The 19057-nt window shown below is 73.3% G+C and carries 23 protein-coding genes; 7 read left to right on the top strand and 16 right to left on the bottom strand.

The genetic code is table 11. The annotated features are described in order from the left end of the window. Positions 1-239 precede the first annotated feature (239 nt). The gene (locus tag ACSMTC_RS39890) at positions 240-2762 is read right to left on the bottom strand and encodes an ATP/GTP-binding protein (protein ID WP_436565022.1); all 2523 of its coding nucleotides are present in this window, start codon (positions 2760-2762) and stop codon (positions 240-242) included. A gap of 230 nt (positions 2763-2992) precedes the next feature. Between ACSMTC_RS39890 and ACSMTC_RS39885 the strand changes: the two genes are divergently transcribed. Next, the gene (locus tag ACSMTC_RS39885; protein WP_436565021.1) at positions 2993-3292 is read left to right on the top strand and encodes a hypothetical protein; all 300 of its coding nucleotides are present in this window, start codon (positions 2993-2995) and stop codon (positions 3290-3292) included. Here the strand turns inward: ACSMTC_RS39885 and ACSMTC_RS39880 are convergent. Continuing rightward, on the bottom strand, positions 3256-5100 hold the full coding sequence (locus ACSMTC_RS39880; protein ID WP_436565020.1) for a zeta toxin family protein: 1845 nt from the start codon (positions 5098-5100) through the stop codon (positions 3256-3258). The two genes, ACSMTC_RS39885 and ACSMTC_RS39880, sit on opposite strands and share 37 nt — an antisense overlap. Positions 5101-5251: 151 nt before the next feature. Between ACSMTC_RS39880 and ACSMTC_RS39875 the strand changes: the two genes are divergently transcribed. The 3 genes from ACSMTC_RS39875 to ACSMTC_RS39865 all read left to right on the top strand — a co-directional run bounded on the left by ACSMTC_RS39875 (position 5252) and on the right by ACSMTC_RS39865 (position 6470). Continuing rightward, complete coding sequence (locus tag ACSMTC_RS39875) at positions 5252-5509, top strand: hypothetical protein (protein WP_436565019.1); 258 nt, start codon at positions 5252-5254, stop codon at positions 5507-5509. A gap of 5 nt (positions 5510-5514) precedes the next feature. Further along, a complete protein-coding gene (locus ACSMTC_RS39870; protein ID WP_436565046.1) occupies positions 5515-5883 on the top strand; it encodes a PIN domain-containing protein in 369 nt (122 codons plus the stop codon). A 215-nt stretch (positions 5884-6098) separates the two neighbouring features. Beyond that, on the top strand, positions 6099-6470 hold the full coding sequence (locus tag ACSMTC_RS39865; protein ID WP_436565018.1) for a hypothetical protein: 372 nt from the start codon (positions 6099-6101) through the stop codon (positions 6468-6470). A gap of 1 nt (position 6471) precedes the next feature. Here ACSMTC_RS39865 and ACSMTC_RS39860 read toward each other — a convergent pair whose 3' ends face one another. The 14 genes from ACSMTC_RS39860 to ACSMTC_RS39795 all read right to left on the bottom strand — a co-directional run bounded on the left by ACSMTC_RS39860 (position 6472) and on the right by ACSMTC_RS39795 (position 14858). Next, a complete protein-coding gene (locus tag ACSMTC_RS39860; RefSeq protein WP_436565017.1) occupies positions 6472-7677 on the bottom strand; it encodes a hypothetical protein in 1206 nt (401 codons plus the stop codon). Between the two features lie 103 nt (positions 7678-7780). Further along, positions 7781-8137 carry a hypothetical protein gene (locus ACSMTC_RS39855; RefSeq protein WP_436565016.1) on the bottom strand — a complete coding sequence of 119 codons (357 nt, stop codon included), beginning with the start codon at positions 8135-8137 and terminating at the stop codon, positions 7781-7783. Positions 8138-8323: 186 nt separating this feature from the next. Then, on the bottom strand, positions 8324-9427 hold the full coding sequence (locus tag ACSMTC_RS39850) for a hypothetical protein (protein ID WP_436565015.1): 1104 nt from the start codon (positions 9425-9427) through the stop codon (positions 8324-8326). A 62-nt stretch (positions 9428-9489) separates the two neighbouring features. Then, positions 9490-9822 (bottom strand): hypothetical protein, encoded by a 333-nt coding sequence (locus ACSMTC_RS39845; RefSeq protein ID WP_436565014.1) that lies wholly within the window; start codon positions 9820-9822, stop codon positions 9490-9492. Continuing rightward, on the bottom strand, positions 9819-10034 hold the full coding sequence (locus tag ACSMTC_RS39840) for a hypothetical protein (RefSeq protein ID WP_436565013.1): 216 nt from the start codon (positions 10032-10034) through the stop codon (positions 9819-9821). The genes ACSMTC_RS39845 and ACSMTC_RS39840 overlap by 4 nt, the downstream gene beginning before the upstream one ends. A gap of 53 nt (positions 10035-10087) precedes the next feature. After that, positions 10088-10306 carry a hypothetical protein gene (locus tag ACSMTC_RS39835; protein WP_436565012.1) on the bottom strand — a complete coding sequence of 73 codons (219 nt, stop codon included), beginning with the start codon at positions 10304-10306 and terminating at the stop codon, positions 10088-10090. Further along, a complete protein-coding gene (locus tag ACSMTC_RS39830) occupies positions 10303-10926 on the bottom strand; it encodes a hypothetical protein (protein WP_436565011.1) in 624 nt (207 codons plus the stop codon). Before ACSMTC_RS39830 ends, ACSMTC_RS39835 begins: the two co-directional genes overlap by 4 nt. After that, positions 10923-11525 carry a hypothetical protein gene (locus ACSMTC_RS39825; RefSeq protein WP_436565010.1) on the bottom strand — a complete coding sequence of 201 codons (603 nt, stop codon included), beginning with the start codon at positions 11523-11525 and terminating at the stop codon, positions 10923-10925. The genes ACSMTC_RS39830 and ACSMTC_RS39825 overlap by 4 nt, the downstream gene beginning before the upstream one ends. After that, a complete protein-coding gene (locus ACSMTC_RS39820) occupies positions 11522-12520 on the bottom strand; it encodes a hypothetical protein (RefSeq protein ID WP_436565009.1) in 999 nt (332 codons plus the stop codon). The genes ACSMTC_RS39825 and ACSMTC_RS39820 overlap by 4 nt, the downstream gene beginning before the upstream one ends. After that, a complete protein-coding gene (locus ACSMTC_RS39815; RefSeq protein WP_436565008.1) occupies positions 12517-13554 on the bottom strand; it encodes a DnaB-like helicase N-terminal domain-containing protein in 1038 nt (345 codons plus the stop codon). Before ACSMTC_RS39815 ends, ACSMTC_RS39820 begins: the two co-directional genes overlap by 4 nt. Further along, positions 13551-13841 carry a hypothetical protein gene (locus tag ACSMTC_RS39810; protein ID WP_436565007.1) on the bottom strand — a complete coding sequence of 97 codons (291 nt, stop codon included), beginning with the start codon at positions 13839-13841 and terminating at the stop codon, positions 13551-13553. Before ACSMTC_RS39810 ends, ACSMTC_RS39815 begins: the two co-directional genes overlap by 4 nt. After that, positions 13838-14335 (bottom strand): hypothetical protein, encoded by a 498-nt coding sequence (locus tag ACSMTC_RS39805; RefSeq protein ID WP_436565006.1) that lies wholly within the window; start codon positions 14333-14335, stop codon positions 13838-13840. Before ACSMTC_RS39805 ends, ACSMTC_RS39810 begins: the two co-directional genes overlap by 4 nt. Before the next feature lie 98 nt (positions 14336-14433). Beyond that, positions 14434-14616: a hypothetical protein gene (locus tag ACSMTC_RS39800; RefSeq protein ID WP_436565005.1), complete on the bottom strand. Its 183-nt coding sequence runs from the start codon at positions 14614-14616 to the stop codon at positions 14434-14436. Next, positions 14613-14858, bottom strand: coding sequence for a hypothetical protein (locus ACSMTC_RS39795; protein WP_436565004.1), 246 nt, complete (start codon positions 14856-14858; stop codon positions 14613-14615). The genes ACSMTC_RS39800 and ACSMTC_RS39795 overlap by 4 nt, the downstream gene beginning before the upstream one ends. A 314-nt stretch (positions 14859-15172) precedes the next feature. Here ACSMTC_RS39795 and ACSMTC_RS39790 point away from each other — a divergent pair, with 314 nt between their 5' ends. The 3 genes from ACSMTC_RS39790 (at position 15173) to ACSMTC_RS39780 (ending at position 18640) form a co-directional block, all read left to right on the top strand. Next, positions 15173-15982, top strand: a complete 810-nt coding sequence (locus ACSMTC_RS39790; RefSeq protein ID WP_436565003.1) for a ParA family protein — start codon at positions 15173-15175, stop codon at positions 15980-15982. After that, positions 15975-16310, top strand: a complete 336-nt coding sequence (locus ACSMTC_RS39785; RefSeq protein WP_436565002.1) for an HAD family hydrolase — start codon at positions 15975-15977, stop codon at positions 16308-16310. The genes ACSMTC_RS39790 and ACSMTC_RS39785 overlap by 8 nt, the downstream gene beginning before the upstream one ends. Positions 16311-16429: 119 nt before the next feature. Further along, entirely contained in the window at positions 16430-18640 is a 2211-nt protein-coding gene (locus ACSMTC_RS39780) for a hypothetical protein (RefSeq protein WP_436565001.1), read from the top strand. Positions 18641-19057 lie beyond the last annotated feature (417 nt).

Raw genomic sequence — 19057 nt, 5'->3', positions numbered from 1 at the left:
TACGCGTTCCCGCTGCGATGCCGGTAGCCGTGCCCGAACCGGGGCCAGGGCCGGACGCGCGGCGCCCCTGACCTGGGCAAGGGCGGCGGATGGTGTGATTTTTCGACCGCTTTTAAGGGGGGCCGCCCCGGTCAGCGCGGCTCCCAGTCGTACTCCTCGACATCGAAGACCAGGTCGTCCTGCTCTTCGCCGTCGGGCAGTTCCTCGTACTCGAACCCGTGCTCCTGGTCCACGGCGGCCTACCGGCGCCCGGAGCGCCGGCCGCTGGCGCGCAGGTAGCGGTCGACGTCGGCCTGGTCGATGTTGTTCTTCTTGAGCCGGGCCGGGTGAACCCCGTTCCTCGGCCGCTGGAAGCAGCGCTCGCCCTCGAATGCCTGGCAGGTGGGGCAATGGCCCTTCCGACGCGGATCGGTGGGCTGCTTGGGCAGGTCGGTGCCGGCGTCGGCGACCAGGCGGGCGATGCGGGTGGTGAGCGTGGTGGCGCGCAGGTCGAGGCCGGTGAGGAATTGGTCGGCCAGGGCGAGCGCGTCGGTGGCGAGCCCCGGGTCGGTGAAGGCTGCGACCAGCGACAACTGGGCTTGGCAGATGGCGCGTTCGCCGGCGACGGCGTGCTGCTCGGCCTCGGCGCGGGCGGCCTGGTAGGCGGCTGCGGCTTCCTCCATCTCGGCGTGGAGCCACCACAGGTCGCCGGTCACGCGCTGGTGGTGGCCCTCCCAGCCCAGGGACTGCGCGGTGGCCAGCGCGGTGGGGAAGTCGCCGGCCAGGCGGGCCAGGTGCGCCAGGCCGCGGCGGGCCGCGGGCGCCAGGCGGGTGGTTCCGGCGGCGACCTGGCGCATGCCCTCGTGGGAGTCGGCGGTGCGGCCGATGTCGCGCTGCCCCTTGGCCCGGTAGTAGCGGGCCAGGTCGGTCAGGTCGTCGGGCAGCAGGCCGCTGTCGAGGACGGCGGTGAGGCGCTCGACGGTGCGTTCGCGGTGCTCGTGCTGGCGGCGCGCGAGTGCGGAGAGGGTCTCGACCAGGGCGTCCGCGGGCGTCTGCGGTTCGCCGGTGGCCGCTCCCGGGCGCTGCGGTGGGGCCAGCGGTTCCCAGATGGAGTCGCCGATGTAGGCCCAGGCCGCCTGCGTGAGCCAGTCCAGGTCGAGGCGGTGGTCGCGGGCCAGGGCCAGGCCCTGGCGCAGGACCGCGACCAGCAGGGTGCGGCCCGGGTTGGTGCTGGTGGTCCACTGCTCGCCGAGGGCGGTGTGGGCGCGCTGGGCCGCGTCGCGCCAGTCCTGGGGTGACCAGCGGTCGTCGGTGCGGTCGTCGGCGCCGCGGATGGTGGAGCGGACCAGGTCGTGCAGGTTGAACGGCCACAGCGCCCACTCGTCCTGGCGGACCAGCGGCCGTTCGGTCAGGCGCAGGGCGGGTGCTTGGTGGTTCAGGCCGGCCGCCTCGGTCGCCAGCGCCACGTCCCAGGCGTCCAGCAGGGATACCGCGCGCAGGACGTGCCGCTCGTCGGGGGTGAGGTCCTGGAGGGTGCGGGCGACCAATGAGGAGAAGTCGTGGTCGAAGTCGCCCGGCTCGGGCTCGCGGCCGGTGCGGCGGATCTCCAGGAAGCGGGTCGCTGCAAGGTCCAGGTAGAGCGGCAGGCCGTGGCTGCGGGCGGTGATGACGGCGCGGATCGGTTCGCTGATGAGCGGTCGGCCGTCCTTGGTCAGGCGCCGGGCCAGGTAATCGTCACAGTCCTCGGGGGCGAAGTCCCCGATCAGGATCTGTCGGCCACCGCCGTGGCCGCCGGTCGCCGCGGTGCGGGCGGGCGGGACGTGGGCGGCCAGGCCCGGCCAGGCAGCGGGTCCGGTGTAGTCGAGCTGCCCCTGCAACTCGCTGTCGGCCCACTGCAGGCGGGTCCTGCCGGTCACCACGAAGAACGTGGCCGGCATCAGCCACACGATCCGTTGGACGAGGCGCTCGAGATCGCGGTGGGTGCGGTCCCCGATGTCCTCCCAGGTGTCCAGCAGGACCACCGGCACCACGGCCTTCTTGGCGGGCAGGCGGGCGATCTCCCAGGCCAGCAGGTGAGGGTAGAAGGACAACGCGTCCAGATCCGGGTCAGCCTCCAACAAGTCCGCCAGGCGTGCGCAGCCGGTCAAGGCCCGGGCCCGCTCGTGGCGCTGGCGCACCTCGTGGGCCAGCGCCGTCGTCAGCCGGCCCACCGCCGAGCCGACGAACCCGGGCAGCGCCAACTGCTGGGCGACCTCGCTGATCGCCGACTGCACCTGCCCCGGCAGCGCCTTGCCGAACCGGGCGGCCAGGCCGGTGCGCTGCAGGTACTCCTCCAGCGGCTCACCGGGATGGTTCGCATCCCACCAGCGGCGCAGCGCGATGTCGAACGCCGGCAGCGCCCGCCCGACATGCTGGGCCAGGGCCAGGCGCAGCGTCAGGACGATCCGCTCGAAGCTGACGTCGGCCGAGCGGGCCAGGTCGATGCGAACCGGCAGGATCCGGGCCCCGGCCGCCCAGGCCGGCTCGCCCCAGTGGGCAGGCCGCTGCTCACTGTCGGCCAGGGCGGCCTCCAGGTGCCGCGACAGTGTGCTCTTGCCGATTCCGCCCAGCCCGAAGAAGGTCAGCACGTTGTGCCGCGGGGCCTCCATGTCGTCGACGCTGAAGTCCGGTGCGGCGATACGCTGCAGATGATCGCTCAGCGCGGCGCTGAAAATCGCCCACTGGCCCTGCCGGTTGGTGAACGCCTCGTCCGCGGTCAGCGACCGGTCGTTCGTGCCGAACACGGCTCGCAGGTCCCTACCAGCCACCACTACCCCCAAAGATCAACTGACCTTCCAACAACCCTAAGCCTGCCCGGGCCGTATGGCTGCGCCTTGCGCAGAAGGCCAGGTCAGCGGGCCCAGTGTGGGGGACCCGCGGCTCTGGCTCCCGCAGGGCCCCCGCCGCAGCGCAGCGGGGGCCGCTCGCCGAGAATGGTCGGATTGCCCGTTACGACACCAAGGCGGTCCTCGTCATGCACGACCCTGTGAACCCTGCTGATCCCGGCGCCGGCCCCCTCCCCTCGGACGAGGCGTCAGGCAGCAGCTACGAGCGCGTCGTGGACCGGGTGCGGCGGGTGATCGCCTGGTACGGCGAGCAGATCTTCGCCGAACGCCAGCGGCCGGCTCCCGACGTGGAGCGTCTTCAGCGGCTGCTGGCCGAGCGGAAGGCGTGCAACGCGGACCTTCAGCGCCTGGACGAGGCCAACGCGCAGGAGCTCGCCCGGCTTGGGGACCTCTACGACGCCAAGCTCAGCGAGCTGGCCGGCCCGTAGAGCGGTGTGCGCCGCGCCGGGAGGGCGAGCGTGGTCGTGCGGCCCAGGCGCCCGGGTTGCAGGTGGGGCGGCAGCAGCGGCCAGGCCAGAGCGGTGATCTGGTCGATCTCAGCGCGGTACTGCGGCAGCGCCGCGCGCAGCTCGCGCTGGAGAGTGAGGAACAGCACGGCTTCCTGCTCGCTGTAGGGCCGCACGCGGCCGGTCGCCAGGGCTCGGGCGGCGCCGACCGGGCCGGCCCAGCGGCCGTCGGCGCCGAGTTCGCCTCGGAAGCTGGCGGTGCCGTCGCGCCGCACGACCGTGATGTGGTCCACCGCCGCGTCCCGCTCGGCCTGCCCGACGGCGTCGAGGACGGCGTCCGCGCACCGGTCGTGTCCCGACGCGGTGGTGAACGGGGCCGGGAGGTCGCCTCGGCTCAGGTCGGCGTAGCGCAGCGCGGTGCCCTGGCGGCTGTCGGCGGCCCGAACGTCCATGACCAGCAGCTCGATGCGGTGGCCGGCCCGGCGCCACTTGCTGGCGTTGATGAGGAACTGCTCGGCGCTGCCCGGGGTGATCTCGATGACGGCGTCCCCGCGCCGGGACCGTACGTACTCCTCGGCCTGGTCCTGCCATGCCTCGTAGTCCGCGCGGATGCGCGAGCCGGCGGTGCGCGGGTGCTCGCGCAGCAGCCGCAGGTAGTCGGGGTGGGCGGATTTGAAGTGGTCGCCGGAGATCCAGGTGGGCCTGCGCGGGCGCAGCGCCCGCAGGACCAGCTGCGAGGCCCTGGTCTTGCCCGCCCCGGGCTGGCCCATGATGTAGACGGTGACCGGCTGCTCGTGAGCGGTGATCTCCCCGAGGTCATCCAGGATCAGGTTCTCCCAGATCCAGCGGTGCTCCTCGGTGGAGAGCCGGTGGTAGTCGACGCCCGGCGGTTCGCGGCGGGGCTGCGCGATGCGGCGTACCGGCTCGGACAGAGCGAAGGCCCGCTCGGCGTCGGCCCGCACCGCCAGGCGCAACCGCTCCGGTACGGCGCTGGTGTGCAGACGCACCTCGGCCCGCGAGGACGTGGTCCTGAACGCCTGTGTCTCGACGGCGTTCCAGGGCCGGGCCCGCTCCGCCGCGACCGCCTGCGCGGCGCCCGGCGCCTGGGACCACGCCCCGTCCACGAGTTCGTTGCTGTACAGCACCTCCCCGCCGCGCCGCACCACGGTGACACGGTCGGCCAGGTGCTCGGCCTCGATGACGGCCAGAGTCGCGATCAGCCCGGCCGCGCACGCGTCGTGGTTCTCCCAGGAGACGTAGCGCGCCGTGCCGGTGGCGGTCACCTGCTCGACGAAGCGGTCCAGCACGCCGAGCTGGCTCCACGCCTGCGGCGTGGCCAGGGCCACGATCTCGATCCGGTGCCTTGAGCGCCGGTAGGCCCGCGCCTGGGCGCGGAACTCCTGCGGGTTGGCCAGGGCGCTCTCGACGACGGCGTCGAAGCCCCGCTCGCGGACGTGGTCCTCGACATCGCCCTGCCAGCGGCGGGTGTCGGTACGGACCTTCACCCCCGCGCTGCGCACGTCTTGGGCCAGCAGGCTCGCGTAGTCGCGGTGCTCGCCCTTGTACAGGTCGCTGGCGATGCGCACCGCGCCCCCGCGCCGCTGAAGAGCGGCGTGCACCACGTCGGCGACCTGGGTCTTCCCGCTGCCCGGCGGGCCGCTCACGACGACGACCACCGGCCTGGCCTGCCGTACGGCGTGCCCGGTCCAGGTCGGAAGGATGACCCCCTCCAGCACCTCGGCGCTCTCGGTGTCCGACAGCACCACCGGGGCAATGTCCCGCTCCCTCACCGCTACTCCCGCTGCTTCATGCCTTGATAGACGGACCGGCAAGGGCATCCACCCTCGGACTTGATCATAGCGTGTACGGGTACGTACCCGTACACGCTTTGCAAGACGGGTACGTACCCGTATCCTGAGGGCGACTGAAAAGGAGAACCCGATGCCCGACGCCAACATCCGCGTCACCGCCGAGACCCGCGACCGTCTCGCCGAGGTCGCCGCAGCCGAGAACCTGTCCGTGCGCGCCTACCTGGCCCGCCTCGCCGACAGCGTGCTCACCCCCGCCGAGCGCGCCGAGCGCGCCGAGCAGGCCCGCCAGAGGCTCCACGCCTGGAACGGCTACGACCCCGACAGCGCGCACACCGAGCAGCTGGACGCCGAGCTCGACCGGCGCCTGGCCCAGGCGGGCGGCCAGTGACCGACCTGCACGTCGTCCTCGACGACACCGCGATGGTCGCCGCCGGCCGCGGCAACATCCTCGCCTCCCGCCTCATCCACCGCGCCCACGCCGAACCCGGCTGGTACCTCTACGCCCCGGCCTGCGCCCTGGTGGAAGCCGACCGTGAGCGTCCCGGCACCGCCGAACACCTCGCCGCCCTCCCCGCGGTGACAGTCCTCGACCTCGACCTCGCCGCAGCCCTGGCGCTGGCGAAGGAGAGCACCTGGGCCGAGGCCCACACCCGGTACGCCGCCGCTCCCACTCCCGAGCGCCCGGACGGCGCGGTCGTCGCCACGGTCGACCCGATCCGCTGGAAGGGCCAGCCGGTCCGGATCATCGACCTCACGCCCTGACCCGACCGCCGCGCCGCCGCTGCCCGGCAGCCGCCGGCCGGTAGCGTTCGGGCACGCGCCCGCCGGACCCGAGACGTACACCTTGGGCCATCACCGGCGGGCGCGGCCATGCCCCGTGAACTGTTGCGATCCAGGGCTCGGGTACGACACATCGCGCCCGGTGCGGGCCCGCGCAGCATCCGGGCGGGCCGGTTCTCGTTGATCCCGGCATGGTGATGACTGTCGAAGACCTGCTCGCGTCGATGAAACTCGACGTCGGGATCTCTTGGGTGTGCTGGGCCTGCAAGGTCCAGGGATGGGCCGTCCACCCAGGGCTGGACGCCGCTCGCCACGATGCCGCCGGCCACGCCCTCGGGGTTCACCGCGACAGGCTCGCCCTCGCGCAGATCGCGCTGCGGCTGGTCTCCGCACAGGAGAAGGAGCAGCGGGTGGCGGCCATGCTCGACGGCCCGCCGATGATCCCGCCGGTCGAGGATCCGTACGAGCGGCCGGCGCTGACGGACCTGCAGCAGGAGCTGGTGTGCGATGCGCTGGGCTGCCCGCCGCACTCCCGGCACCGCCGGCGGCGGGCGTCCGCTTCGGCCTGAGCTACCGGCTCCACCCTGGTGGCGGGCTGTAGACGACGGGTTCCTGCAGCTCGGCCAGGCGGGCCTCGGCGGCGGCGGCCCGGCGCGGGGCTCCGACCGTGCGCAGGACGGCCGCCAGGCGCCGGCCCAGCTCCTCCAGCTGCGGCTCGTCGTCGTCCAGCGCCTGCCAGCAGGCCAGCGCGTTGCGGGCCGCGAGCTTGACCGTCTCCTGCTGCGGGTCCGTCCACTGGAGCCGGTGCTCGGCGGTGGCCAGCCACCGGTCGGCGGCGCGGACGTCGGTCCCGGCGGCAGCCGCGATCGTGGCCTGGACCTCCAGCACGTCGCCCATCAGCGGGGAGTGCAGCCCGGCCGAGCGCAGCACCGCGCGTTCCCACTGGGCGGCGAGCTCGGCGGCGGCGTGGTGGTGTCCGGCGTGCATGGCCTGCGCGATCGCGGGCCGCAGGTCGGTGACCGGCTCGGCGGCGGGCGGTGCGGGGGTGGGCGTCGGGATCGTGGCGAGCAGTTGCTGCGCGGGCCGGGGCCGGGGGACCTCGGGAAGCGGGGGTGCGGGCGGGGCGAGCAGCACGGTGCCGGGGGCGAGCTGGGCCTGTCCGGCGGCGAGCGCGTGGAGTTCGGCGAGGTGCCGGTTGCCGGGGGTGTGTCGCAGCAGGTCCGCCAGCGCCAGCGTGTAGGCCGGTGCCTGCCAGGGTCCGCGCCGCACCGGCGGCGCCACCGCGCCCCACGGGGTGATGTGGTCGGGCAGCTGCAGGTCCTCGGGCTGCATCGGCAGGCAGCTCGGATCGGCGACCAGGTCGAGGACCAGCGCGGTGGTGCCCGGTGGGCGCCGGGCGAGCTCCCGGGCCAGCCAGGCCCAGGGCAGCGCGGTGTAGCGGATGGTGCGGGGGGTGGTCGCGCGCAGTGCGAGGTGGATCTGGCGCTGGCGGTGGTCCCTGATCAGTTGCCCGCACAGGTAGACCAGCAGGGGGCCGCCGGCCGTGGCGGCGGTCTGCAGGCGGGCCAGCACGGCCTGGGGCTCGCCCGGGTCGACCACCTGGACGAGGTCCACCGCTCCGGTCCACCCGGGCAGCAGGGCGCTGGGCGCAACCGTCGCGAGGGCGTTGACGCCGAGCTCGGGGTCCAGGAGCCGGCGGCGGCTCGCGCGGGGGGCCGCGGCCAGCAGCAGCACGTGGCCACGGGCGGAATTCCGGTCCTCCCCGATGATCGTCATACCGGCACCGTAGCGCTCACCGGTGTCGACCAGCGCAGACGAAAGGCCCGGACCGTGCGGACGGTCCGGGCCTGCCGTGGAAGTCGCCATCGTGCGGGGGTGGTTAGGGCGTCTGGGCGGCGCCGGCCCCGCCGGTGCTGGTCACCGCCGGGCTCGGATTGTCGGTGGTGGTGCCGGCGGTGTGGCTCCCACCGCCGAACAGCAGCAGCAGGATCAGCAGGGCCACTCCACCGCCACCGCCGGCGGCGGCGACCGTCGTGCCGCTGATCTGCCGGGTGTGGGCCCGCACGTACGTGCCGTCGGCCCGGGTGTGGCTGCGCACCGGAACGGTCAGGGTGCCGCCGGCGGCGGCGTGACCACCGACCGCGGCGGTCCTGCCCCCGTTGACCTTCCGGGTGTGGGCCCGCACGTACGTGCCGTCGGCCCTGCGGTGGCCGCGAACAGGAACGGTCTTGGTCATGTCTCCCCCAGGAGGGTTTGTTGACGGTGCTCCCCGCACAACCGTCGAGTACAGCACGAGCCACTGACAACTACCGTTCTGTACGGGGAGGTTGGGCCCTGACGTGCGCATTGGACAAGCGTTCGGACATGTCAAAGGGGCCCGCGCCCCCGGCGACGGAGGTACGGGCCCCTGGGGTAGGGCGGGTCAGCCGGTCGGTCCGGCGATCTGTCCCTGGGGCAGCAGCCGGTACACCTCGCCGAACTTCTCCTGCAGGGCCTCCCAGGCGTCCCAGTGCTCGGGCCAGGCGTCCTGGTGCTCGGGCTCCTTGGTGTTCATCCCGGTGTAGGACTGCTCGATGGCCTGCAGCGCGTGGTAGACCGCGTCGCGGTCGGCCAGCCGTGCCCACGGCATCCCCGGCGTCGGCGCCGGAGCGAAGACCGGGTCCCCTCCGCGGTCCTCTTGCATGACGTAGCAGACGCGGTCGCAGGCCATCGTCAGTGCGCGCAGCACGGCCTGGAAGTCGGCGTGGGTGGCGGCGAGCCGCCAGTGGTGGGCCAGGCGGTGCAGCAGGATCTCGATCTGCACGACCGCGTTGGCCCGGAGGTCGCCGGCCTGCCGGGCCCGGGTGTCCAGACGCTCCAGCAGCGCGGTGTCCATGGCCGGGTCGAGGGTGCGCCAGTGGTCGAGCACGCAGTGCGTGGCGTCCAGCACCTCGCCGTCCCGGTCGTCCTCGGCCAGGGCGTGGAACCAGTCGATGTCCTGTTCGTAATCGTGCTCGCGCGGGGTGTAGCAGTGCAGGAAGCCAGCGCTGGCGCGCTCGGGGTCGCGCCGGGCGACCAGCTGGCCCATCCCGTCGGCGTGGACGGCCAGGGCCGCGATGTCCAGCCGCTCGCAGACGTGGTGCGCGCGCTCGGGGTCCGGGTGGATGACCAGCAGCTCCACCGGGTGGCCGGCCTCGCCCGTGTCGGACAGGAGGCGCAGTTCGGCGGCCAGCAGGTCCCAGGTGAGGTACGGCCACACCAGCGCTTGGCCATCCAGGTGGGGGCGGGCGGTCAGCGTCAGCACCCGGCGCGGGTTCCACCGCCCGTAGGTGCGCAGGTCGGCGTTCACCAGCACGAGGTGCCGCAGGTGGCGGTCCTTCTCCTGGGCGCTGACCCAGGCGATCGCGCGCTCGTCGGTGGTCTCGGGGTCCCAGGTGTCCAGCACGTACTCGGTGAGCCCGTCCATCCAGGCGTCCAGCGGCACCACGCGGTCGCCGGCCGGGTCGTGCGGGTCCGCCTCGGTGGCGGTCTCGGTGGTGTCGGTCATTGAAGTTCCCTCCGGTGCTGGGCGGTTGGCCCGGGCGGCGGTCACCGCCCGGGCGGGGCTTGCTACTTGCCGCCTGCGGCGGCGATCGCGGCCGGGCGGTGGGCCTCCAGCGCCCTCTCGGCCTCCTGGTAGAGCTGCAGGTAGTGCTCGCCGAGCTCTTCGGCTCCGTCGCCGGCGCCCTGGTCGCCGACCGAGTCCCATGCGGCGACCAGCGCACCGACACGGTCGGTCAGGTCGCCCAGGATGGTGCGGCGCACCGACAGCCAGCCCCACCGCTCCAGCGCGCCTTCGGGCTCGCACGCCTCGACGCGCGCGAGCCGGGCCTGGTCGTAGTGCAGCGCGGCCTTCGCCTCGTCCGGCGTCAGGTACTCCTCCTCCACCGTCTGCTCCCTCACAGGTCCATCTCGAAGTCGTCGTCGCCGGGGCGCAGGTCGGGGTCGTGCGCATCGCCGGGGGTGAAGAGGGTGCCGGGCAGGCCGGGGCCGTCCTCGACCGCGCGCAGGTAGTAGGGCTCCTCGACCCACGGCTCGGTGGGGATCAGCTCCATTTGGTAGAAGTCGAGGTCGACCTGGTGCTCGCGCATCTGGTCCGCGTAACTGCGGTTCATCTTCGTCTCCTTCACAGGGAGATGGTGGCCCGGACAGGGCCACCACCGGGGTCCTACAGGTCGATCTCCACGTCCAAGGACGGCGGCTCCACCGGCGCGGCGACCGGCTGCTCTTCCTCCCAGGCGCGGTCCTGCTCGGCCCGCTCCAGCTGCGCCTGCTGCTGGCGGCGGGCGTCGTCGGCCTCCTCCATCTGCTGCTGGTGCTGCGCGAGGGCGGTCTGCAGGGCGGGCAGGTCGGCGGCCACCGGCTCGACGGAGGCGGTCTCGGTCACGGTCGGGCTCCTTCGGTGGCGGGGTAGCGGGTGACGCGCAGGACGGTGGAGCCGTACATCGGCGCCTCGACGACCGTGTAGCCGTGCCGCTCACGCAGGAACTGCGCGAGCTTGGCGCGCTGATCGGCGCGCTCTTCCTCGCTGCCGCCCAGGTGGTCGACCTCCACGGCCCGGTACCGACTGCGGGCGACGAACCCGGGCAGCCGGGGCGCCAGGCGGCCGGCGCCGTCGCCGTAGACGGTCTTCGCCCGCTGGAACTTCTTGGCGAGCTGCTGGGAGACGGTGGGGGCGCCGATCGGCAGCCGCTGCCCGTCGCGGTAGACGAGGTAGTCGCGGCGCACGGCCTCGATCGGGCTGCCGGCGGCGAAGGTGAGGTCCTTGTAAACCAGGGCGGCGTGCAGAGCGGCCGCCGCGGCGAGGTGGTTGTCCGGGTCGGCGAGCGCGCTGCGGTCGAGCACCGCGGCCTGACGCAGCGCCAAGTGCTGCTCGTCGGTGGGCGGGATGTAGGCGCGCTCGCGCCGGCGGCGGGCGTGCTCGACGGTGAGCGCTGCGACCGCCTTCACCTCGACCTCAAGATCGGGGGCGGTAGCGTACGGGTCGAGGTGGACGGTGGTGTTCACAGGTCGATCTCCATCTCGGCGTCGCTGTCCGCGCGGTCCGGGCCGGACTCGGTGGGAGGTAGCTGGTTCCAGGCGGGCACCCACAGGTCGCCGTCGAGCTCCCAGCCGCCCATCGCGGCGCGCACGTCGGCGCCGGTCAGGCGGTCGCCCTGGTCGGCGAGCGCCTGGGCGACGTTGCGGGCGGTGTCGATGAACCCCTCGCTGTGCAGGATGGCCACCGCGTCGTGCTGGGCGCGCTGCCCGTCGAGCCGGTAGCCCTGCGCGGCGGAGTCGGTGATCACCTGCTCGACGATGGCGCGGTCGTTGAACCCGAGGGCTTCGACGGAGAACTCGACGAGGTCTTCGGGGTAGCCGGCCTCGCGCAGCTCCTGGGCGCCGCCCTCGGCGCCGATCAGGTACACCACGGACTGCAGCTGGGAGTCGGCCGCGGAGTTGCGGTACTGGCCGCCGAGGGCGACATCCCGGTCCGGATTGGCCCACACGTCCACCACCGGGATTCCAAGGGCCTCGCTGGCGACGACGTGCGAACTCTCGTGCATCCGGGTCATCGCGGCCCAGTCGGCGGGGTCGATCGCGTGGTGCCACGGTGTACGGCTCACAGCTGGTCCTCCGTCTGGCCAAGCCGGGCATCGGGGGCGCTCAGGCAGGCCGGGCAGGTGACCTGACGGCAGCCCACCGTGAACTCGACGATCTCGGGGAACGGGTAGACCGCGCACGCCAGCGTGTGACCGCTGGCGGAGCCGCGGGCGCCGTGGACCGTGCCGTCGGCCTCGATCGAGCGGGCGAAGTAGGCCAACGGAACCAGCGGGGCGCTCACTTGACGGCCTCGCGGGCCCCGGGCGGCGGTCCACGCCTCCACCTGCTCGGGGGTGGGCTGCTGCAGCACGTCGCGCAGCAGGCTGCCCGCGTCCAGTTGCGGTAGCGGGCCGCGCTCCAACTGCGGCACCGACGAGGTGGAGGTCAGCACGGTGCCGGGCACCGTGCTGGTGGCGGCGTCCAGGCCGGTGCGGTGCTGCATCGCCTCGACCAGCGCGACGGCGTAGACGCCGGCCTCGCGCTGCTGCTGGATGCCGAGTTCGGCCAGTTGCAGCTCGCGGTAGGTCCGCAGCTCCTCCATCTTCATCTCGTGGCGGCGCGTCTCGCGTCCGCGCCGGTCCTGGCGCCAGCCGAGCGCGGCCAGCACGTAGGCCAGCGCGGTGGGGGCCAGCGCCATGGCCAGCGCCAGCGGGGTGGAGGCGGTGGCGGCGGCGACGTCGAAGACGGCCAGCGCCCCGCTGATGCCGAAGGCGGAGGCGGTCAGCAGGCTGTCGCCGTGCTGCTTGGACGCCGAGACGAGGCCGGCGGCGGCGGTGGCGGCGGCCAGGGCGCCCAGGGTGACGATGTTCGCCACGTCGGTACCGCCGTCCATGTGCAGCCAGCGCGCCAGCGAGAAGCCGGCCACCCCGGTGACGGCGGGCCACACCTTGGAGGGGTTGGCCGTCAGCCAGCGCAGCAGCCGGGTCATCGTGCTGGGCTGGGCCGGGGTCAGCTGGGCCAGCCCGTAGCCGCGCTGGGCGAGGAACCAGGCGGGATCGGAGGGCAGGTGCTTGCTCACAGGTCGATCTCCATCTCGGCGCGGGGCGCGGGCACGCCCGCGGTTTCGGGGTTCTGGGTGGGGCCGTCGAGGGCCAGCAGGCGCTGGTGGGTGGCGGTCAGCGGGGCGATCGCGGCGCTGGAGGCGGTCAGCAGCGCGGGCACCGACAGCGAGGTGTCGGCGGCGAGCTGGGTGACGTGGGCGCCGGCGTGGTCGAGGCGGTCCAGGGCGGCGGCGCCCAGCACGGCGCGGCCGGCGTACTCGGCCTGGCCGGGCAGCGAGTCCCGCTCCAGGCGGTCCAGGTGCGCGGGGTCCAGCGGCACGGTGCCCCGCTGGGCTTCCCAGGTGACGGTCAGCGCGTCGATCGGGGCCTGGCGCTGCGTCAGGCGCTCGATCGCCCGGTAGACCGCCGCGTGTTGGGAGTCGGCGAAGTCCGCAGCGTGCAGCCAGCGCCCGACCTCCTCCATCTGCTGCGGGTAGCGCAGCAGGGAAGCGACGGTGGTCTCCTCGGCGACCGCGTCCACCCGGGAGCGGACCAGTGGCGGAGCGGGCGTCGGCGGCCGGTCGGCGGCGGTGTCCAGCAGGGAGCGCACGGTCTCGGGCACGGTGGCCCAGCGAACCCCCATCCCGGGCAGCTGCTGGCCGGTGGCCACCGCGTCGGCGACCAGCTGGTCGGCCTCGTCCAGCTGGCCGTGGGCGGCGCGGGTGCGCAGGTCGGAGCCGACGAAGTCCACCGCGCGGTGCAGGGCGGCCTCCAGCACCATCCCGCCGTACAGCGGGGCGTGGGCGGCGTTGGGGCAGGAGGCCACCATCCCGGCCACGCGGTGCGGGGCCAGGATCTGGCGGGTGCCGGGGTCGGCGTCGGCCAGCGCCGCCGTGATGGCCACCGGGTGGACCCGGTCGGGTCCCATCCGGTGCAGCGCGTTCCACAGCCAGCCGCGCGCCGGGGTGGCGAAGTCGACCGGGTCGATCCAGCGCAGCCCCGGCAGTTGCTCGGGCCGCAGTATCACCGCGCCGAGCAGGGCGTGTTCGGCGCGCTCCACGGTGCCGCTCATGCCCAGCCCTCCCGGCGGCGGTGGCGGCGAACGGCCAGCGCCAGGGAGGCGAGGATCACCGCGGTGATCCGCACGCTGGAGAGCGCGACCGCCCACGGGTCCACCCGCTGCCAGGCGACGGCGATGGCGACGGTGAGCCCGTAGCCGGCCCCGAGTGCCTGCAGCGGGCCCACCCCGGCCGCCGGGTGGGTGAGCGCGAAGGTCAGGGCGAGGACGGCCACGAGCAGGGCGGCCATCGCCACGATCTGGGTGCGGGGCTCCTGGGCCCGCTCGGAGACGGTGTTCACCGCTGGGCCCCGCTCTCGTCCATCGCCAGCAGCAGCAGGACGGTCGCCTCGGCGACGGCCAGCGCGTCCGCGATGTCGGCGGTGGCCATCCCGGTGTCGGCCAGCGTGCGGGCCATCTCCGCCCAGGCGGCGGGCCGCTGCTCGACGGGCACGTAGGGGGAGGGGAGCCCGGCGGGCTCCAGCAGGCCGGACAGCTCCCGGCGGCGGGTGAACAGCGTGCGGCCCAGGAACGGGCCGGAGTAGGTGCTGGCCACGGCCGCCAGCGCCAGGCGCATCCGGGCGGCGGCGCTCTCGGGCACGGCGCCGTACTCGGCGATGATCTGCTGCTCGCAAGCGCTCTGGCTGAGCTTGTGCAGGGTGGAGCGCACGTGCAAGCGGACCTCCGCCGGCGCCGGGGCGGTGCCCTCGGCCAGCGGGAGGGGGCTGGCGTACAGCAGCTGGGCCAGCATGAGGCGCACGTCGTGGACGGCGTCGAGCTTGGTGGTGCGGGGCATGACAGCCTCCGGAAGATCACACGAAAGGGGTGTGGGTGCGGAGGGCGGCCCGGCCCGGGTCGGGAGTGTTCACCGCCCGGGCCGGGCGCCCGGCGGTGTCAGGTCGGCTGGCCGACGGGCTGACCGGAGGACTGCGGGGAGCCACCGCTCCACGCGCCGCCCGCCTCGTTGCCGTGGTTGAGCGCTCCGGCCTGCTGCTCGCGCCAGGCGGTCTGCGTCTCGGGGGAGTGGTGCCGCGCGTAGTCGGCGGCGGCGGCCTGGAGCTCGGAGGCGACGCTCATCGGGCACCCGCCTCGGGGCCGCAGGCCGGGCAGTACACGGTGACCAGCTGGTTCTCGCCCGTGTCGATGTCGCGGACCGTGATGAGCGCCTCGCCGGCGCCGTCGCAGTGCGCGCAGGGGTCGAACGCGGGGCCGCGCTTGCCACCGGCGATCAGCTGACGGCCGGAGGCCGCGAACACGGCCGCGTCGAACACCTGGACCTCAATGGTCCGGTCCGGGGCGGGGATGAAAGACTGCTGCACGGAAATCCCTCCAGATAGGGGTGTCCCAAGCCCGGGGAGCGTTGGCTCGCTCGCCTGGGCGGAGAGGGCCGGGCCGGCAAGCCCGGCCCTCTCGCTTGCCCTTCCAGGTTAGCTCAATGCCTCCATTGACGTCAATGCCTCCATTAGATATCTTGGAACGTGTCGGGGAGGGCGCTGGCCAGGGAGGTGAGACGGTAGTGCGGTCAAAGACTCCATTGGAGGGAGTGGAAGTAGTGCGGGTAAAAACGGCAAAGACTGCAGTAGAGGCACTGCCTCATCCGCGCCGCGCGGTGTTCCTGATCAGGGGACGACGCGTGATCATCGTCGTCCTGAACCAGAAGGGCGGCGCCGGCAAGACGACGACCGCCGTGACCTTGGGCGCCATCTGGGCGGAGGAGGGCGACGTCGTCTACATCCTCGACGCGGACCCGCAGCTGGGAGGCAGTAGCGGGTGGCTGCTCAAGAAGACGCTGCTGTCCGACGAGGCGACCGAACTGCCCAAGGGGACCAAGAGCCTGCGGGGGGTCTACTTCGAGGAGCACGGCCTGCTGGAGGCAGCCATCGAGGTCTCGCCCCGGCTGTGGCTGGTGCCGTCCGACAAGAGCCTCAAGGACGTGGAGACCGTCCGGCCGCCCGGCGGCGAGTCGGCCCTGCGCGAGGCGATCGACGCCCTGCCGGAGGACGCGGTCGTCATCATCGACTGCCCGCCGAGCCTTGGGCTGCTGGCCGTCTCGGCCCTGGTCGCCGGCAACCAGCTGGTGATCCCGGTCCGGGCTTCCGGGCTGGACCTGCCCGCGGTGCGCGAGCTCAACGGGACCCTCCGGATCGTCCGCCGGCGCCTGAACCCCCAGCTGGAGACCGTCGCCGTACTGGTGACGGACTCCCACCCGGACAAGCTCACCGATCAGACCTTCAACAGTCTGCGCAACGAATACGAGGACACCGCGGTCATGAAAATCAGGCACAGCGTGCGCGCTGGCGAAGCCCCCACCCTCGGCAGGACGCTGCCGGCGCACGCGCCGGACGCGACCACGACGAAGGACTATCGCACCCTGGCCAACCGGCTGCGGCCCGGCTCGGTGACGGTGAAGAAGCACCGCGGCCTGGTGGTGCCGCGTGGCTAAGGGACCGGAGTTCGAGGTCCCCTCCACCAAGGGCGCCAAGGACGACCTGGACGAACTGCTCGGCGGCGGGCAGCAGAAGGCCAAGCCGACGGCCGCCGCTCGGAAGATGAACGCCTACGTCGACCCGTCCGTCCAGGCTGCGGCGAAGCGGGCCCAGTTCTGGACCCAGACCCAGCCGCACGGGTACCGGACGTTCTCCGAGCTGGTGGAGTCGGCGCTGGAGCTCGTCACCAAGCAGCTGCAGGACGCCTACCACGAGGGCGAGCCGTTCCCGGAGATCCCGGACAGCAAGGACAAGCTCCGCTCCGGACGGCGTACCGGCACGTAGCAGGCAAAGCCTCCAGCAGCTCCAACGGAAGCATCAGAGGCAATGCCTCTAATAACAGGAAATGCCTCGACGGCGCTTAGGACCGCCGTCGAGGCGAACGCGCAGATTCGGAGACCCGCATGCGTCATAACCAGGGTACGGCCAGTCGTCCCGGCTGGTCAGCCACAGAATCCAGCCAGGCCAGCGGCCTGAACCTCCATCAGCTGAACGTTCTGCACGGCGTCTCGCCCTCCGTCCTGGTGGCAACCGCCGGCGCGGTCGCGATCGCGGTGATCGTCGTCGCCTACTTCGCCGGCAAGGCGCTGTGGCGAAGCTCGGCCCGCGCGCGCAGGCGCACCCGGGCGGCGGTGGTGGCCACCGACGGCCGCAAGCCCCGGTTGTTCGCCGGCATCGGCCCCCAGGCCGTGGTCGCCCTCGGCGGCGTCGCGGTCAGCGTCTACGGCCTGTGGGGGTTCGGCACCGACTTCGCCAAGCTCCCGCTCGAGCTGCGGGTGGGCTTCGTCTCCGTCTTCGACGCCGCTGAGCTGGTGTTGTTCGGGATGCTCTACCGCAGCGCCGACCGCGATACCGGTTGGACCGACGAGCTGCGGCTCATGCACCGCACTGCCTGGACACTGGTGTCGTTCAGTGCGGCGATGAACGCGGTGCACGCGCCGAACTGGTGGTCGCGGCCGGTGCTCGCCGCGATCCCGGCGCTGTCGGCCTGGCTGATCGAGCTGCAGCTGCGGGCCAAACTGCACGACCCCAACGCGGATGAGGACGAGGGCGCCGTCGCCGGCCCGCTGCGGCTGCTGGTCCTGCTGTGGCAGAGGGCCTGGGCCGAGCTGTTCGCCAAGCTCGGACTCGACCCGCGCACCACCCGCGGGAAGCTCGCCCGCAGCGCCCTCGCCCAGCGCGCCGCCCAGAAGGCGTACAAGCTCGGCCTGGTCCTGGAGCCGATCGTCGCGCTGCAGGAGAAGAAGGACGGCGGCACGGCGCTGAGCCGCGGCGAGGAGAAGCGGCTGCAGAAGGGCCTCAAGGACGTGGTGGCCTTGCGCAAGCGGGCCCAGACGGCGATCGACCGCTCCGACATGGCGACCGACTCCGCGCAGGCCCTCGCGCTGGTGCGCCGCCTGGTCGGGCTCACGCGCGTGGACGACGTTGCGCTGGCCGGCAAGAAGGACCCCCAGCAGATCATGTCCCTGCTGGAGGAGCTCGCCGTCGTGCCCGCCGCGAACCTGATCGAATCCTCGGCGCGCGCCGCAGAGGCGGAGAGCGCGCGGCAGCGCGCGGAAGACGCGCGGTTGGCAGCCGAGACCGCGCGGCAGCGCGCGGAAGACGAGACGAAGGCAGCGCGGGAGGAGGCCAGCCGCGCGCAGACCGCGCGGGAGGAGGCCGAGAAGATCAAGGCGGACGCCCTGATCGAGACCGCGAATGCGAGGAAGGCGGCGCAGGACGCCGACGGTGCGCGGCAGCGCGCGGAAGACGCGCGGCAGCGCGCGGAAGCCGGTTTGTCCGAGGATGCGAAGAAGGTCGCAGACCTGCAGTCGGAGGCCGACGAGGCCGTCGCTGCCCGTGACAAGGCGCTGGAGGAGCTCGAGGAGATCCGCTCGGCGACGGCTGCGGCGGTCGGCGAGCACCAGTCGATCGCCGAGCAGGCGGAGGGCGCCCAGCGCGACCTCACCCAGTTGAGCGAGGCCCGCGAGCAGGCGGCTGCCCAGCGGGCGACGGCCCAGCGGGAGCTGGAGCGCGCAGCCTCCGAACTGACCCGGGTGAAGGAGTCGATCGAGGCCCTGGGGAGCGACCACCGGCAGGCGAGTGAGGCGGCCCGACTGGCCGCTGACCAGCAGAAGGAGATCGAGGACCGGGCCGCGGCGGCGAAGTCCGCGCTGCGCGAGCTGGGCGAGAACGAGGCGGCGCTGCGGGTGCGGATCAGCGAGGCGGCGGCCGTGCTGAACCGGCTGCGTGGGGAGGTCGCCGACAGTGTCGATCCCGATCTGTCGACGCTGGGCGAGGGCCCGGTGTGGAAGTCGGAGGCCAAGGAGGCCGGCTGGCGGGACTGGCTCCGCGAGATCCTGGCGGGGCGCGCGGAGCCGACCGGCGCCGAGCTGGCGGCCCGCCACGGGGTCGATGACGGCACCGGGCGCAACTGGCTGCTCACCTTCCGGGCCAAGCGTGCTCAGATGATCGCGGCGGAGGCCGTTTCGGCCGACGCGCGCCTGCCGCGCGCTGCCGCGCAGGAACCGCGCGCCGACCACGCGGAGCCGCGCACCAACCGCGCACCCGCTCCCGAAGAAGGCGAGGACGGCCCGCGGAGGACCCGTATCAACGGCCAGCGTCAGCCGGTCTGAGGCGCCGTACAAGAGGGGTCGGTCCACCGGGCCGGCCCCTCTTGCCATGCCGCCGCGCGGCGCGCGGTTCCAACCGCGCGCCGCGCACCCCTAACCACGCGCACCGTCGGCGCTGGCGCTCGCCAACTGCACGCCTGCCGCGCGGCGCGCGGTTGGAACCGCGCGCCAGCCGCGCGCTGACATTGGAGGCATTGACGGTAATAGAGGCATGGTATTTAATGGAGGCGGTACCGGCAGCCTGACGGCTTGGCCCAGCGCGAACGTAAGCAGCGGGGCGGCCCGCACCACGGTGGCCCACGGAAATCCCGTGGGCTCCCACAGATCCCGGTGCGTACTCTGCGTCAGAGTTCGCGCCGGGATCGTGACAGTCTCGTGCCCCAGAAACACCGACTGGCACAGCACGTCCGCTCTACAACA

This window comes from Kitasatospora sp. HPM-01-4 (assembly GCF_051374625.1).
Taxonomy (GTDB): Bacteria; Actinomycetota; Actinomycetes; order Streptomycetales; family Streptomycetaceae; genus Kitasatospora.
This window is presented reverse-complemented; position numbering and strand designations above follow the sequence as displayed.